This is a genomic window from Pontibacter sp. BAB1700 (assembly GCF_000277005.1).
In the GTDB taxonomy this organism is placed as follows: Bacteria; Bacteroidota; Bacteroidia; order Cytophagales; family Hymenobacteraceae; genus Pontibacter; species Pontibacter lucknowensis.
Genome location: NZ_AKIS01000029.1, coordinates 1 through 15978 on the forward strand (window position 1 = coordinate 1; position 15978 = coordinate 15978).

Annotated in this window: 11 protein-coding genes and 4 pseudogenes; 8 read left to right on the top strand and 7 right to left on the bottom strand. The window is 48.5% G+C overall.

Annotated elements, in window-relative coordinates:
* Together O71_RS04300 and O71_RS04305 are read left to right on the top strand one after the other, a co-directional pair.
* Positions 1-740 (top strand): radical SAM protein (locus O71_RS04300; RefSeq protein ID WP_007653595.1); only part of this gene is annotated, 740 nt, incomplete at its 5' end.
* Between the two features lie 71 nt (positions 741-811).
* Entirely contained in the window at positions 812-1450 is a 639-nt protein-coding gene (locus tag O71_RS04305; RefSeq protein WP_237717703.1) for an OmpH family outer membrane protein, read from the top strand.
* Positions 1451-1515: 65 nt separating this feature from the next.
* Here the strand turns inward: O71_RS04305 and O71_RS04310 are convergent, their stop codons facing one another.
* A complete protein-coding gene (locus O71_RS04310; RefSeq protein ID WP_007653599.1) occupies positions 1516-1902 on the bottom strand; it encodes a DUF6678 family protein in 387 nt (128 codons plus the stop codon).
* A 3-nt stretch (positions 1903-1905) separates the two neighbouring features.
* A complete protein-coding gene (locus O71_RS04315) occupies positions 1906-3153 on the bottom strand; it encodes an ABC transporter permease (RefSeq protein WP_007653601.1) in 1248 nt (415 codons plus the stop codon).
* A gap of 129 nt (positions 3154-3282) precedes the next feature.
* On the opposite strand from O71_RS04315, the pseudogene O71_RS04320 reads away from it, so the two are divergent.
* Positions 3283-4550, top strand: a pseudogene (locus O71_RS04320) (asparagine synthetase B).
* Between the two features lie 94 nt (positions 4551-4644).
* On the opposite strand, the gene O71_RS04325 reads toward O71_RS04320, so the two are convergent.
* The 5 genes from O71_RS04325 to lpxK form a co-directional block, all read right to left on the bottom strand.
* Entirely contained in the window at positions 4645-6897 is a 2253-nt protein-coding gene (locus O71_RS04325) for a T9SS type A sorting domain-containing protein (RefSeq protein WP_007653610.1), read from the bottom strand.
* Positions 6898-7044: 147 nt separating this feature from the next.
* A complete protein-coding gene (locus tag O71_RS04330) occupies positions 7045-7650 on the bottom strand; it encodes a tRNA-(ms[2]io[6]A)-hydroxylase (RefSeq protein ID WP_007653612.1) in 606 nt (201 codons plus the stop codon).
* Between the two features lie 14 nt (positions 7651-7664).
* Positions 7665-8528, bottom strand: coding sequence for a putative porin (locus O71_RS04335; RefSeq protein ID WP_040573627.1), 864 nt, complete (start codon positions 8526-8528; stop codon positions 7665-7667).
* Positions 8516-9538 carry a putative porin gene (locus O71_RS04340; protein WP_040573629.1) on the bottom strand — a complete coding sequence of 341 codons (1023 nt, stop codon included), beginning with the start codon at positions 9536-9538 and terminating at the stop codon, positions 8516-8518. The genes O71_RS04335 and O71_RS04340 overlap by 13 nt, the downstream gene beginning before the upstream one ends.
* Positions 9539-9604: 66 nt before the next feature.
* Positions 9605-10681 carry a tetraacyldisaccharide 4'-kinase gene (lpxK, locus tag O71_RS04345; RefSeq protein ID WP_007653618.1) on the bottom strand — a complete coding sequence of 359 codons (1077 nt, stop codon included), beginning with the start codon at positions 10679-10681 and terminating at the stop codon, positions 9605-9607.
* Positions 10682-10920: 239 nt separating this feature from the next.
* Between lpxK and O71_RS04350 the strand changes: the two genes are divergently transcribed.
* The 5 genes and pseudogenes from O71_RS04350 to O71_RS04370 all read left to right on the top strand — a co-directional run.
* Positions 10921-11262, top strand: a complete 342-nt coding sequence (locus O71_RS04350; RefSeq protein ID WP_007653619.1) for a hypothetical protein — start codon at positions 10921-10923, stop codon at positions 11260-11262.
* Positions 11263-11317: 55 nt separating this feature from the next.
* Positions 11318-12426, top strand: a pseudogene (locus O71_RS04355) (Nif3-like dinuclear metal center hexameric protein).
* A gap of 4 nt (positions 12427-12430) precedes the next feature.
* Positions 12431-13161 (top strand): annotated as a pseudogene (locus O71_RS04360) (zinc ribbon domain-containing protein).
* Positions 13162-13291: 130 nt separating this feature from the next.
* Positions 13292-14686 carry a tetratricopeptide repeat protein gene (locus O71_RS04365; RefSeq protein WP_007653625.1) on the top strand — a complete coding sequence of 465 codons (1395 nt, stop codon included), beginning with the start codon at positions 13292-13294 and terminating at the stop codon, positions 14684-14686.
* A 4-nt stretch (positions 14687-14690) separates the two neighbouring features.
* A pseudogene (locus tag O71_RS04370) lies at positions 14691-15978 on the top strand (anthranilate synthase component I family protein); the annotation flags it as partial.

Sequence of the window (15978 nt, forward strand, 5' to 3'; positions counted from 1 at the left end):
ATTGGCTCAGGACGGTTACGGTAGCTGTTAACATCGGACGTGTGGAGACCTTTTACGGATTGGTACAGGAACTTGACAAAGTAGAAGGTATAGATCGCTTCCGCATCTCTTCTATCGAGCCTAATCTGCTAAAAGACGAGATTATAGAATTTGTGAGCCAAAGCAATCGCTTTATGCCGCACTTCCATGTGCCGCTACAGTCAGGCTCCAATAAGATACTGAAGCTGATGCGACGCCGCTACCTGCGTGAGCTGTATGCTGACCGTGTTGCCACCATTAAATCGCTTATGCCGCATTGCTGTATTGGGGTGGATGTGATCGTAGGCTTCCCGGGCGAAACAGAAGAGGACTTCCTGGAGACTTACAACTTCATCAATGGACTTGATGTGAGCTACCTGCACGTATTCCCTTACTCCGAGCGTGAAAACACAATGGCTCCTGATATGCCGGGCAAGGTAAGCATCAAGGATCGTAACCGCAGAGCGGACATGCTGCGCATCCTTTCGGAGAAGAAAAAACGTTTCTTCTATGAGCAGAATATAGGCCGGGAGTTTACGGTGCTGTTCGAAGACGATGTAAAAGACGGTGTGATGGAAGGCTGGACTGAGAATTATGTGCGTGTAGCAGCCAAATACGACCCTGTACTGGTGAACGAAACAAAACATGTACGACTGACCGGCATCAACGAACAGGGCTTAATGGAGGCCGAAGAAACTTATATAGAGGTACTGAAACATTAAAAATTCTGAATTTTAAAAATTAGCCTATATTTTCAGTCTGAAACAATCAATAACAGCTTAATTATCTAATTGTGAACCTATCTAGAATCGTTTTGGGAGTTGCTTTGGGCGCCCTAGTAACTGCTTGTAACACAGATCAAAAGCCACAGGCGACCGTTACTTCTACTACATCAGCTAACAGCTCCGACACCCTGGCTACCGCTGCCGTAGCTGATATTGTGTACATCAACTCAGACTCTCTGCTGAGCAATTATGAGTATTTCAAAGACGCTCGTACACGCTTCCAGTCCAAAACGCAGAAAGCTGAGAAAGATCTTCAGGCCAAAGCGGCTGCTTTCGAGAAGGATGTGCAAAACTACCAGCGCACTGGCGGCAATATGACAGTGGAGCAGCGTGCTTCTACAGAACAGAAACTCTCACAGCGTCAGCAGCAGTTGCAGCAGCAAAGCCAGACTACTGGCAACCAGTTGGCTACTGAAGAAGCTGAAGAGATGAAAAAGATCTATGATCGCGTAGAAGCATACCTGCAGAAGCTAAGCCAGGAAAGAGGCTATAAAATGGTATTGACTTACTCCAGAGGCCAAAGTGCTATCTTGTACGGCGACAACTCATTGGACATAACACAAGAGGTATTGGCTGGTCTGAACAGCGAATATGATCAGGAGAAAACAGCGGCCTCTACAAAAGAGCCAGCTGCCAAAAAGAAATAACCAGACACCGAGTATAACAAACAAAGAAGGCGGGCTATTAAGCCCGCCTTCTTTGTTTTAATCTCTTATTGTAGCTGCTGGTAACCCATTATCCTGAATATCTCCCCCTCTACTTCATGCGGTATGCCATATTTATCTAACACCTCCTGAAACAGATCTGTATAGTCTGCCTGCAGCGTTGGCGCTAAGAGCCCGGTACTGGTTTCTTTCATCGCCTTTATTTCCAGCCACTCAATGTTTGCCAGGCCCGTGTGTTCCAGTTGCTCCCACCATATTGGAGCATAATGTTTCGGCGCAACATCCTCATGGAGATATTTGATGCGCACATGCGGTTCAATCTGAGGAAGACTGAGCATGGCCGCAATCAACTCATTCCATTTCGTGTTATTCATGATCGGGACTAAGCGCTTCTCGTCTAAGATACGGCTCAGACCATCATATGGCTTTATCATACACTATTCGTAGCGTAATGATTCGATTGGGTCGAGTCTGGAGGCACGGTGAGCGGGATAATAGCCCGAAAGCACACCAACAAGCACACAGATAGTTAAACCAACAAATACCCAGATCCAGGGAACAATGAAGCCGCCATCACCGATCAGGGATGCAATGCCGTTGCCCATGAGTATACCCAGGAAAATACCGACCAACCCTCCCAGGATACATATCACGATGGCCTCGATCAGGAACTGCTGCTGAATTTGCATAGCAGTGGCACCCAAAGCTTTCCGAACGCCAATTTCACGCGTACGTTCATTGACTGACACCATCATGATGTTCATTAGCCCGACAGAGGCACCCAGCAGGGTAATAAATCCAATGATGAAGCCACCCACTTTAAGATAACCCGTGATTTCGTTCAGGCTCTGAATAAGCGAGTCACTTCTTCTGATTTCGAAGGATTCCTCCTGTCCCAGTTTGTCCTGGCGCACATTGCGCATCACGCCCGTAGCCTCGCCCATGACATAGGTAAGTTCCTCAGGCTTAGATATGGAGGTTTTAATGTTGTAAGTCAGAGTGCCATTGCCTTGCTGCGGGATCTGACGCCCCGTTTCGAGTGGGATAAGAATCATGCGATCACCTCCGCTGCCGCCCATGCTGCTTCCACGCTTCTCCAATTCCCCTACTACTTTAAAGCGGCGCCCCAAAAATGAGATATATTGGTTAATCGGATCTGTCTTTGGGAAAAGCTTATCAGATATCTCTTTACCGATGATGGCAACGTTGGAACCAAGCTCCAACTCATAGTTGGAAAAAGCCCGGCCCCGCTCCAGGTTTAGGTTTTGGCCAGACAGGTAAAATTCATCTCCGGCTATTACGTTTATATTAGGGTTTGTCTTATCTGTTACGCTTTTTACAACTGTAGCACCTGAAATATTGGCTGAAAGGCTCACTTGTGATTTCGCCTCCATCAGCTCCTTATACTTTACTGCCTGGTCGTAGGTGATATCCGGGTATACCTTGTCAGTCCTGCCTTGTCCATTGTTTCCCCTGCCGCTATTGTACTTCTTTCGGATATCAAAAGAGTTGGCGCCAAGGCTCGAAAAAGTCTGGTTAAGGGAGTTCTTCATGCCATCAACGGCTGTGAGTATACCTACCAGTGACATAATGCCAATAGAGATGATCAGGCCGGTAAGGACGGTCCGTAGCAGGTTACTTTTGATGGCTCGAATACTTTCCCGTATATTTTCGAACAGGTCCATAGCTTAGATCTTATATGCGAAACGTTCCCCCCTGCGTTAAGTATAAGGAAGAACCTCTGGTTTCTAATTTACCTCCAATATCTGAAAAAAGAACCAATTTCAATACATTTGTTACCATATGTTAAGCTCATGAAGTCATTCCGCCATCTTGTACTGCTCATCACATACCTGGTTCTCCCCTTTCATGCTTTCAGCTCCACGGTACTTATACCGATGGATGATACCCAGAAAGACCACCTGAAGTCGTATGGAGCGGCTTATTGGGTGCTCTCCAAAAGCGTGTCGGTTGACTGGCTCCTTAATTACCGGGGCGGTAGCTTTGCCTTCCAGCATGCCCCGCAGCTTGAAAACGAGCTGGTCGTGCGCGGGATCAGCTACCAGGTAATCTCTGATGCACAATACAACACCATCCTCACCCAGATAAGCGACCCGGATGCCAACATGGATGTCATGAAGCTGGAGAAGGTACCCAAGATAGCCGTATATACTCCCAAGTCTAAAATGCCCTGGGACGATGCAGTAACGCTGGTATTGACCTACGCCGAGATCCCCTACGATAAGATATATGACGAAGAGATTATGCGCGGTGACCTTCCTAAGTACGACTGGCTACATCTTCACCATGAAGACTTTACGGGCCAGTACGGCAAGTTTTACTCGAGCTACCGCCATTATCCCTGGTACCAGGAACAGCAGCGCGAAGCAGAGGCTTCTGCCAAATCGCTTGGCTTCACAAAGGTATCAGAACTGAAAGGAGCAGTAGTTCGCACCATCCGGGATTTCTGTGCCGGAGGCGGCTTTTTATTTGCCATGTGCTCGGCCACCGACACCTATGACATAGCCCTGGCGGCAGAAGGCGTGGACTTTATTGAGTCGATGTACGACGGCGACGGTGCTGATCCCAATGCGCAAAGTAAACTGGATTTCAGTAAAACCTTTGCATTCAAAGATTTCTCGCTGGTGCGCAACCCGCTTGAGTATGAGTACTCCAATATTGACATGCAGCCACAGGAGCGCGGTCTGACAGAGCCAAACGATTTCTTTCAACTCTTCACCTTTTCAGCCAAGTGGGACCCTATACCTACTATGCTGACGCAAAACCACGCCAAAACCATCAAAGGTTTATGGGTCAGACAACTGCCTTCCGCAAAAGTCTGGTCAAACCAGAAGTAGTGGTGATGGGTGAAAACAAGGAAGTAGGCGAAATACGCTATATGCACGGCACCTTCGCCCGTGGCACCTGGACCTTCTATGGCGGCCATGACCCGGAAGACTACCAGCACCTGGTAGGCGAAGACCCTACCGACCTGGCCCTGCATCCTAACTCACCCGGTTATAGGCTTATCCTGAACAATATCCTCTTCCCGGCAGCTAAAAAGAAAAAGCAGAAGACGTGATCTAGAACAACATAAGACCCTACAGCTACAGGTCTACGACAACCTGTAACTGTAGGGTCTCCAATTATAATAGCATCTGATCTATAGTGTCAGTCTATGGATTTATGATAACTTTTCTGGTCCACACCTGATTGTCTGATACAATTCGGAGCACATAGTAACCATGAGGAAGCTTATTTAGTTGAATCGGTATCTTAGACACGTGGCGGTAATTGCTTTCCATTAACCTGGCCCCTGTGCCTACTTCCTGCAGCGTGACCTGTGCTGTAGTTAGTACTTCAGGCAGCTCTACCTGCAAAACGCCTCTGTTCCTGGCCGGGTTAGGATATACCAGGATGTCGTCTGATGAAAATGCCGCTGTAGCTTTAGAAGAAGACTTGTTTGAAGCAATTGCTCCACGGCATGGACCTCTGTATTTCCAGTCACCCTTTGCATGACTATTTTGCGATGGGTTGCTTCCAGTTGAGGTGCGCTGGGCTTCGTAAGTGTTGCCATTTAATGAAGCAAGTGCTCCAGCCACATACATAAAATCAGGCCGCCAATCCGGAAGCTCACAGCTATTCCTGTTACCTCCCCCGTAACCATTTACAACCGTGATACTGATAGGATCCGAAGCATATGTTTCCCCCTGCTGATTAACTGCTACAGCGTATACTTCATACGTTCCCTTTCCTATACCTTTCCAATGGAAAGTATAGGGAGCTTTGCTGGAAGTGCCCAATACTTTATTTCCCTGGTAGTAAACAACCCTTTGAATAGAGGTGTTGTCTGGAATATCGAGCGCTACAACAAGATCCACAGAAGCGTCAGCTTTAAAATAAGTACCACTTGCCGGAGAAACTAAATCTACTGCTACAGCAGGAGTAACAACGGGTATGTACCCACTAATGGTATACTCCCCAAGTGATCCATATTTAGAATATGCGCCGTAGACGGAGGTCCCCCCCTCAATCGACAGAAAATACCTGCCAGATTGAAGTTCCTCTTCAATACTGACAGCAGGTTGCCCTACATCCTGCACTCGAATTACCTGACCGCTTTCGCTGCGCAGCACAAGCAGAGGGTTCAGGTTGGAATGTTCTGCAGTTGGCTGTACCTGCAGCGTAACCAAACCACCTGAGGTTTCAAATGAAAATACATCTATATCATCTGAATTGCTGATGTTCCCTTTGTTTGAAGCCGGTGCAACTGCCCCTGTTCCATCTGTCACCACAGCAGAAGCCGCTTCATGATGGTCACCATGATCGTCAGTGCGATAACCGAAGCCATTGCGAGTGGCAATTATATGCAGGTCATCCTCTGTGTTATTGGCAAATGGGTAATCCCCCTTACTCCACTGAGCGAATGGAATAAAGGCTGCTCCCATAATAGGTGCCCAACTCCCGTTTCCATAATAGTATTCTTCTGCAGGCGAAGTTCTGCCATCGTGCAACAGGTGCAACATATGCCCAATCTCATGGGAAGCCGTGTTGCCACCATTTACGACACCTGTGTTCCAGACGAAACTGGGTGTCTCTCCCCATATATCACCGCCAAAATTAAAAGATCCAATGTAAGCACGCCCACCATCACCAGGTGAAAAATAATTAGTCGGCGTGAAAATGACTCTGCCCCGTCTGTTGACTGGCGCCCGATTAAAGACTTCCTCACTAGTCGTGATATTGACATCAAATGCGCTGAAATCTGCACTGATGAGGGCCCACATGGCCTCTATCTCTGACTCGCTGTAGTTCATAGGCAGTGCGTCTATAGGGTTACCGCCGTTGAATACTTGGTTCCAAAGTGTGCCGTCGACATAATGCCCATCATAGTCAAGCAGCACAACGGCTGTGGCCCCAGGCAGACTTTCGAGGTTTGGAACCTGTATTGCAGCAGCGCCTAAGGAGTTCTCATGACGGCCAGACTCAACACTCTGATGCCGCATGAAGTCAACACAAAGCACCTTATCAATGTCCTCTTCCTGCAGGTATACATCACCGTTCAGCACTGTCGTAAAGCGATAATAGCGTTTCTGATCAGGCATTATTACATCGCCTGTTACCCGATTGCCCAACACTTTCAGGAAGAAGTTACTATTAGGAACATTGGAAACTTTCCCGTAAAAAATCTCGCCGTCCTTTTCAGTTTTACTCTTGCTGATTGACAACGAAATGGATTTGTTACCAGGGAGCTGATGGCGCACCTCATGAGAAGCGGATCGCTGAGATTGTTTTAAGTTGGCTTTACTCTTGTAGAGTTGAGAAACTTCAGCAGCCTTTCCAATCCGGCTTTTACCTTGTGCTAAAACTTGTCCACCGCTTATACATACTATAAGCAGAGCAAAAAAAATACAGTAAGCTTGTTTCATAATTATTCGATTTGAGAAGTGATACTTACATAGAGTATACTCCTACCAAAGGAATAAGTATTAACTAAACTATAATAAATTAAACAAAATAAGGCAAATAGATCTAATCAGGTGGCCAAACAATGAAAAATTCTGATTAATATTAATTTAATGCATCCTATCTGGTCGGGGTTCCAGATTTCGGATGATATTTGCTTCTATTTCGAGTAGTTCATTCAGGCGGGCATCCACTACGTCTGCTGGCATATACTCCTTGGCAAGCTTCACAAAACTTACGTAGTGCCCCGCTTCTGAGACCATGAGCTCGTAGTAAAACTTCTGGAGCTCTTCGTCCTGTATATTTTTCCAGAGAAGTTTGAAACGTTCGCAGCTGCGAGCCTCAATCAGAGCATTCACCAGCAAGTGATCCATCAGTTGGCGCTCCCGCTGGCCGCCTTTCCTGATGTGTTTGGTCAATTCCACCACATACTCGTCAGGCCGGTTACGACCCAGCCCCCAACCACGCTTCTTCAGTTCTGCCAGCACGCGCTCAAAGTGGCTCCACTCCTCTGCCACCAGGTCCGTCATCTCTTCCACAAGGCGAGTCTTGTCAGGGTACTTCACAATGAGGGATATACCAGAGGTAGCTGCTTTCTGCTCGCAGTAAGCGTGGTCTACTAATATTTCTTCAATGTTTTTCTCAGCAATGTTCACCCAACGCGGGTCAGAAGGAAGCTGAAGGCGCAGTATCGTTTTGGTAAATTGGTAAGACATACGGGTAAGGTAGATTAATCGAAAAACATCCACTTAATGCCGAAAACAAAGCTGGTCCGCATGCCCGGGTAGTAAGGCGTACTGAAATAACCCGGCGCTGTCAGATCGGAAGCGATGTTTGCCATTTTAAGGAACACGTTCAGGTTCTTGATATCAGCTGTAATAAACACATCCGCTACGGGGTAAGGCTGTATGTTGAAGCTGTTCTGCAAATGGAACTGCTGTGTCACAGGCATGTATGCGTCTGCCCTGTAGGCGGTAGGAGAATACACCTGCACCCCAAACTGACCTATCAGTGCATTTCTGAACAGCGCACCTTCAAAGTAGAGCTTAGAGTCAAACAACCACTCCGGTATGCGAATGACAGGTGCTTCGCTCGTATTCGTATAAGCGACAAAGTTTTCAAAATGAATCTTGCCGAAACGGATGTGATGCTGGAGTTCAACTCCAAACACTTGTTGATTATCTGCATACTGCCTAGGTACAGCAACCGTATCGAAGTAAATGTGGCGCTTGATGTGGTTAAAGTGACCGGTTAGACGAACAAACTGACGCTCACCTAGTTTGCTGGCAAATGTAGCCTCCAGGCGATCAGTCACAGAATTGTTGAAGTTGTTGGTCCACTCAAAGTGGTTACTGATTATACGCTGCTCTATAAGTGAGGGTGAGCGTAGCACTCGGCTGACACGCCCCTGCAATGGACCCAGTTTAGCAGTAGCACCTACCTTGTAGTCGTTTGTCATCTGAAACTCACCGTCAAAAGACAGCAGTGCCTGGCCGTACATCAGGCGCAATTCGCCCCCTACAAACAACTGGTTCAGACTTTCATTACTTTCATTGTAACGCTCCGAACTGTCCTGCTGTGCTATGCTAAGCACTCTGTAGTCGAGTTTGGAGTTACGGAACTTGGCGTAAGCTTGTAGAAAGAGAGTTTGTTATTTCCGGTTACACCTGCCACATTTTCCATTTCACGGTAAGCGGTACGGTCATCGGTTCGGGTGAGCGGTGTGAGAACTCTTGGGTAAAACACTGGCTCACCGTTGTTCTGACGCTGAATAGCATCATCCTGGAAAATATCGCGCTGACGCCCCCAGTCGAAGCTGTGGAATAGCTTCAGGTTCTCCCCGGCCAGCTTGTAAATGTGCATCAGGTGATAGTTACTGCGGAACTCCCGTGTAGAGGCTTGGTTCAGGTAGGTGAGCGCCTGCTGAAACAGAAACCGGTTAGCCTCTCCGGGTATAATTCCGCCAAATTCAATCTGCTCGTGATTGAGGTGGGTGAAATTAGCAAACAGGTCATATTTTTCATTCTCGGACCGATAATGCGTAAAAGCCTTCACTGCCTGGCTACTCAGGTAGCCATCGCGACGCAGGTTGGATACACCTATCTGTCGGTTGCCGGAAATGATCTGATAAGCTACGCCTGCATTCCAGCCGGGCGTAATGTTGCGGGTATGCGTCGCTTCAAATACCTGTTCTCCCCGCTGTCCCTGCACATAGAAAATGTGAGAGTACGGTGAACGAGTATTATAGTAATTGACGCGATGCGGATCGTAAGCATAGCGGTCAAACACGTTTTTGCCGAGTCGTGCGCCAATCTTATTTGGGGCTCTGAAAAGAATAGCCTTGGATGCCGTGCCCACATTACCCAGGTGCTGATAATGCGCTGTATCATGGTACCAGAAGCGCTCATTGTGCATGTTGTTGATGCTGGTATCAATACGCTGCAACAGATACCGTCCTTCCAGCACATCGTTTTCAAACAACTGAAGTGTTGTTCTAGGGCTGTAGAGCACTTTTGTTGTGTCGTCAACGATCTGGGACTGTGCCTGCTGGGCACCAGCCAGACCCACCAGGAGCCATATTACTGCTAAGAGCTTACTTTTCACAAGCCAAAATTAGTGATTTTCGTGCAACCCATATACGTACTGCTATGAAGTATAAGGTGTTTTAGTTTAATTTTTATCCCCAGCGATAGGTATAGATGCTCTGAAAGCGCTTATATGCTGCCTTATCAAAGCGTTAAAAGTCTCTCCAGCCTGCTGCAGAAAGTACACTTCAATCGGTATATAGAATATCGGCAGCACCCGCGTCGCAGCTGCAATTATACCATCTGACAGCTTCACAGCATCTTTACGTGTTGTGATGATTATCAAATCTTTACCACCACTTCCTTCCAGTATACCTTTCAGCTTCTCCATATCCGCTAAGGTATAGCTATAGTGGTCGGGATATTCTAAGTGCAGCACAACTTCAAATTTCCTGTCAGCTAAATAATGCAGCAATGGACTGGCATTAGCTATACCTGTCAGCAGCACAACACGTTTTGACAACTGTGTAGCATTGCCTATACCTACCGGGTTGCCATAACGAAATGTACTGAAGAAAACAGGTGTGTCAGGTCGGCTATACCTGCGGATGCGTTTGTCTATACGCATCATCTCATCTGATGCTAGCGTTGAAGGGCATTTTGTTACGATGATAGCATCGGCACGCCGGGCACCCTGCCGGGGTTCACGCAGCAGTCCGGTTGGCAGCACATGGTCCTTGTAAAACGGACGACCATAGTCGGTTAGCATCAGGTTAAGTGACGGACTGACGGGGCGGTGCTGCATAGCATCATCCAGAATCACGACCTCTGGAGCGGTTTTTAATTTAAGCAGCTGTGCTATACCTGCGGGTCTGCTCTCACAGACAGCAACGGTCACGTCCGGAAAGTCGCGGTAGTATTGAAAGGGTTCGTCCCCCAGGGTATGGGCAGTTGCTTTATCATCAGCCAGTACAAAACCTTTGCTTTTGCGTCGGTAGCCCCTGCTCAGTACTGCTGTTCTTTTGTCGGTCAAAAGCCGCAGCAGGTATTCCACGTGAGGGGTTTTGCCGGTACCTCCTACCGTTAAATTACCGACAGATATAACTGGCAGATCAAAACGCTCAGAGGCTAGCCAGCCCTTGTCATAGAGCAGATTCCGCAGCAGCAGAATGCCGCCGTAGAGGATCGAAAATGGCCATAACAGGTAGCGTAAAACAGTCATATGGGGCAGTTATACCTTACAAAGGTATAGAAATATGAGCAAAGCCTGTTGCCCGGACTTGATTTGTATACCCTGAATACACTATATTTAATACTTGCAATATCCGACCTCATTTTTCTTCACATGAAAACAAGCCGTACCCTTACCCTTTTTGCACTCGTTCTGCTGCTTGGCACCTCAGCCTGTACTCCCTGTGCCACCATGCGCTCCGATCCGCCTGCCCTGTTTCGTTTTACCTCGTGGACGCCTCGGGCAGCAGTCCATTCAATAATCCGGCTGCCGGCATCCATCCAGATTCTATTCAACTGATACTTGATGGGGAGCCATTTAACTACCTGTTTACCGGCACTGATGAAACAGTGAATAACCTGATTTTTGAGACCTACCCGGTCATGTACACCAAGTCGAGGGTACGCATGCTACTACGTTTCAACAACCTGAACACCGACACCCTGGACATCGCCTATACCGTGAACCGGGGCAAGTGCTATACCGACTATACTTACTCCGCTTTTTACTTCAATGGCAAAGAGCTCAAGCGCCAGCCCGACACAGGTTATCTGCAACTCCAGGTACTTTAAATTTTCAGGGCTGTACCGAACTTCGTAATTTGGTGTTTTAAAAGCAGACCAGACTATGAAAGATAAGAACACCATTGGCGATATTATAAAGGTGCTGGAACAGTACGCCCCTATTCCTTACCAGGAAGGCTACGACAACTCCGGCTTGCAGACTGGCAGCGCCAGCGACGAAATAAAAGGCGTGCTGCTGACCCTGGACTGTACTGAAGCGGTTATAGAAGAGGCTGTTGCCAAAGGGTGCAACCTGATCGTGGCACACCACCCGGTCATCTTTAAAGGCCTTAAGAGTCTGACGGGGCGCAGCTATGTGGAGCGCACCATTATCAGGGCCATTCAAAACAACATCGCCATCTACGCCTGCCACACCAACCTGGACAGCGTACACAATGGCGTGAATGCCAAGATCGCAGAAAAGCTGAAGCTGCATAACATCCGCCTGCTCAGTTACAAGCCCCATACCCTGATGCAACTGGCTTTTTTTGTTCCTGTCGAGAATACCGACGAGGTGCTGGCCGCTATACATAAAGCCGGCGCCGGCAGATTGGCGAGTACAGCGATTGCAGTTTTCAGGTTCAGGGCACCGGTCGCTTTCTTCCTTCTGAACAAGCAGATCCTACCATTGGCGAGAAAGGCAAGCCGGAACAGGTACAGGAAAACCGGGTGGAGGTGATTTTCCCGGCCTTCAAGCAGCAGCGTATTATGCAGGCATTGCTGGAGGCGCACCCTTACGAGGAAGTGGCGCATTTTCTGACCCTGCTTGAGAACAGCAATCAGGAAGTAGGTATCGGGATGATCGGGGAGTTGGAAACGCCTATGGCGGAGCAGGACTTTCTGGTCTACCTGAAAAGACATATGCAGCTGCCGGGTGTTCGCTATACCCCGGTGGGTGATAAAAAAATCAAGCGGGTAGCGGTTTGTGGTGGCTCCGGCAGTTTCCTGATAAAAGACGCCCTGCGCCAGGGTGCCGACGCCTATGTGACAGCCGACGTGAAATACCACGAATTCTTCGACGCAGAGAACCGCCTGCTCATTGCTGACATCGGACACTATGAAAGTGAGGTATTTACAAAGGAGATTTTTTATGATACAATTTCCAAAAACTTTACTAATTTTGCAGTCTATTTATCGGAAGTAAACACAAACCCTATCAGATACACCTATTAACTACATGGAAAGTACGGTAGCCAGCAAATTAGAAGCACTGCTAAAGCTTCAGAGTATCGATTCGCAGCTTGATGAAATTAGACGCGTAAGAGGCGACCTCCCTGAAGAGGTTCAGGACCTGGAAGATGAAATTGAGGGCTATGAGGTAAGGTTCGTAAGTTTGACGATGAAGTGGCCGCACTCAACGACAGCATTGCCCAACGCAAGCAGTCTATCAAGGACGCTGAAGGTCTGATCCGCAAGTACGAAGACCAGCAGACAAACGTACGCAACAACCGCGAGTACGACGCCATCACGAAAGAGATCGAGCTGCAGAAACTGGAAATCCAGATCGCAGAGAAGAAAATCAAAGAAGCACACTACCAGATCGAGCAGAAGATCAACGAGATTGAAGGCACGAAAAACCGTCTGGAAGAGCGTCGCAAAGACCTTGACAACAAGAAGCACGAGCTTGACCAGATCGTAGCCGAGAGCGAAGAAGAGGAAAAGAACCTGGAGAAAGACCGTGACAATGCTGCACAGCAGATCGAAGACCGTCTGCTTAGCGCCTATACCCGTATCCGTAAGAACGTGCGCAACGGCCTTGCAGTAGTACTGGTGAAGCGTGATGCCTGCGGTGGCTGCTTCAACACAGTTCCGCCTCAGCGCCAGGCTGATATTGCGGCTCAGAAAAAAGTAATCGTTTGCGAGCACTGCGGCCGTATCATGGCTGGTGTTGAGCAGCGCATCTACTAAATGACAGCATGCTGAGCGTTATGCGCTTGCATACATATAGAAAAAGGATGGCGTTTGCCCATCCTTTTTTTTTGTTGTTATCCCTGCTCCTTTCTCTCCCTGCCAGGCGACCTCTGTCTACGGTCCTACCGTGCGACAGGCCTACGAGGCATCCATCAGCCTACGCATACCAGAAGGGCGCCGTCTGATCCAGCAGGAACTCCTGCATCATCCTGACAATGCCGCCGCGATCCTGATCGCCAACCAGCAGGACTTTCTAACATGGGCCATTCAGCAAAACCCGGAGGTCTACGCTGGTTTACTGACCCGCCAGGAAAAGCGACTGCAACAACTTGGCAGCCTACAGGAGAGTTCTGCTTGGGTTGGTTATGCCCTGGCCGAAGTGCGCCTGCAGATCGCCCTAAGCAAACTGCTGCAAGGCAATAAGCTGGGCGCCGCCTGGGATTTACGACAGGCTTACCTGCAATACAGCGCCAACAACCGGCAGTACCCGGATTTTCTGCCAAACCGCAAAACACTCGGTGCCCTGCAGGTCCTGATTGGTTCGGTGCCTGACTCCTACCGTGTATTGCTCAACATCGTCGGGATGCATGGCAGTATCGAAACAGGTATGGCAAACCTGAAGGCAGCCGCCACCAGAGACAATCCTTTCCGGGAAGAAGCGCAGCTCTTGCAGATCCTGTTGCTACACCTGGTTGATCCGGAGGCAGATGAAGTGGCTGGCAGCTCCATGCTTCAGCTAAGCCGTCAGCACCCGAACAACCTTCTTTATGCTTTCACAGCAATGCATGTGCTTAAAAAGACCAAAAAGAGTGAAACTGCCTTGCAGGTATACCAGCGCAGACCACATCAGGCCGGCTATCTTTCCTTTCCCTACCTGCATCACATGGCAGCAGATCTATACCTGTACAAAGGCGATTTCAACAACTCCATAAAGTTAAATCAACTGTTTTTGACGCAACACAAAGGAGAGCACTACCTAAAGGCAGCCAACTACAAGCTATACCTGGCTCACTGGCTGGGCGGTCATGCACAGCAGGCAGAAAAGCATTTGACACAGATAGGGCTTGCAGGGCGAACCGAGATGGAGGAAGATGCTTATGCCGCCCGCTTTGCCAAAGAGCAGGTAAAGCCTAACCGCTACCTGATGCTGGCCCGACTGCAATCCGACGGAGGCTATTACCAGGAAGCCCTTGGCATGCTCAACCAAATGCCGATGAAGCAGGATACAGCCCCTACTGAACGTGCTGAGTATTATTACCGCAAAGCCCGTATCTACCACGGCATGGAAAAGTTGCAGCAGGCCAAACAGCACTATGAACAGGCCATAGAGGCAAGCCGGCAGACAACACTTTATTTTGCTCCCTATTCAGCTTTACAACTGGGCTACATTTACCAGGACGAGCAAAAACCTGAGCTGGCCAGGCAATGGTTCAGCCGGGCCCTTGCTTACAAAGGACACGATTACAAAAATAGCATTGACGGTAAAGCCAAGCTGGCTCTCCAAACGCTTAACAAGCTGTAATACCATGGCTTACACCCAAACCATTTCACTGACAGATATACCTTGCTCGCTAGTCCTCCTTCGCCAGAAAGCTATTGCCTGGGCGCAGCAGTTTAGCTTAGTAGCCAGCTATACCTCCAATGACATCCCCTATCCATACCATGGCTTTGATGATCTGATCGCGGTTTCGGACGGAGAGCCGATCAAGTGGGAGCAGGAGAACGTCTTCGAGGAACTTCAGGATAAACACAAGGCAAAGCAAGCGCTATGGTGCGGCTACCTGGGCTATGACCTCAAGAACCAAATAGAGAATCTAAGCAGCCACAATGCAGATGCGGTAGGCTTTCCGGACATATTCCTTTTTGAACCAGAGCTATACCTTCACTTTAATAAAAGCAGCCTAATCATCAACAGCAAAGCTAATAATATTCAAGATTCTTTACAGCAGATACTAGCGACTCCTATACTTGAGGACTTCTCTGTATCCCCGCTTCAGCTCCAGCAGCGAGTGCAGAAGGAAGACTACATACGGAATGTAGAGCGGGTGCGGGACTATATCCGGGATGGCGAGGTTTACGAACTGAACTACTGCATGGAGTTTTATGCAGAGGAAGTGAAGCTGTCGCCCCTGCCGCTATACCTGCAACTCAACGCCCTTTCTCCTACACCATTTTCGGGCTTTCTGAAAAACGATGATTTATACCTGCTTTGCGCCTCACCGGAACGTTTTCTCAAGAAAGAAGGTCGCAAACTGATCTCACAGCCCATTAAGGGGACGATCCGTCGCGGTACTACACCCGAAGAGGACCAGCAGCTACAGCAGCAACTGCGGCATGACGAAAAAGAACTGGCCGAAAACATGATGATCGTGGATCTGGTGCGCAATGATTTGCGCCGCTCCTGCGCCACGGGCACCATTCAGGTCGAAGAAATGTTCGGCATTTACGGCTTCCGGCAGGTTTCGCAAATGATCTCGACTATTAGTGGAGAGTTGCATCCCGAATGCATGGTCGCAGATGCACTGAAAGGGCTTTCCCGATGGGAAGCATGACCGGTGCACCCAAGATCAGGGCCATGGAGCTCATTGAAGAGCTTGAAGTAACCAAACGCGGACTCTACTCAGGCGCCTTCGGCTACCTGAAGCCTGATCAGGACTTCGACTTCAATGTGGTGATCAGAAGTCTGCAATACAATGCTACAACAGGCTATTTGTCGTTCATGGTGGGCAGCGCCATTACCTATGACTCTATACCTGAGCAGGAGTATGAAGAGTGTCTGCTCAAAGCACAAGGTATACGGAAAGCCTTAGGGCT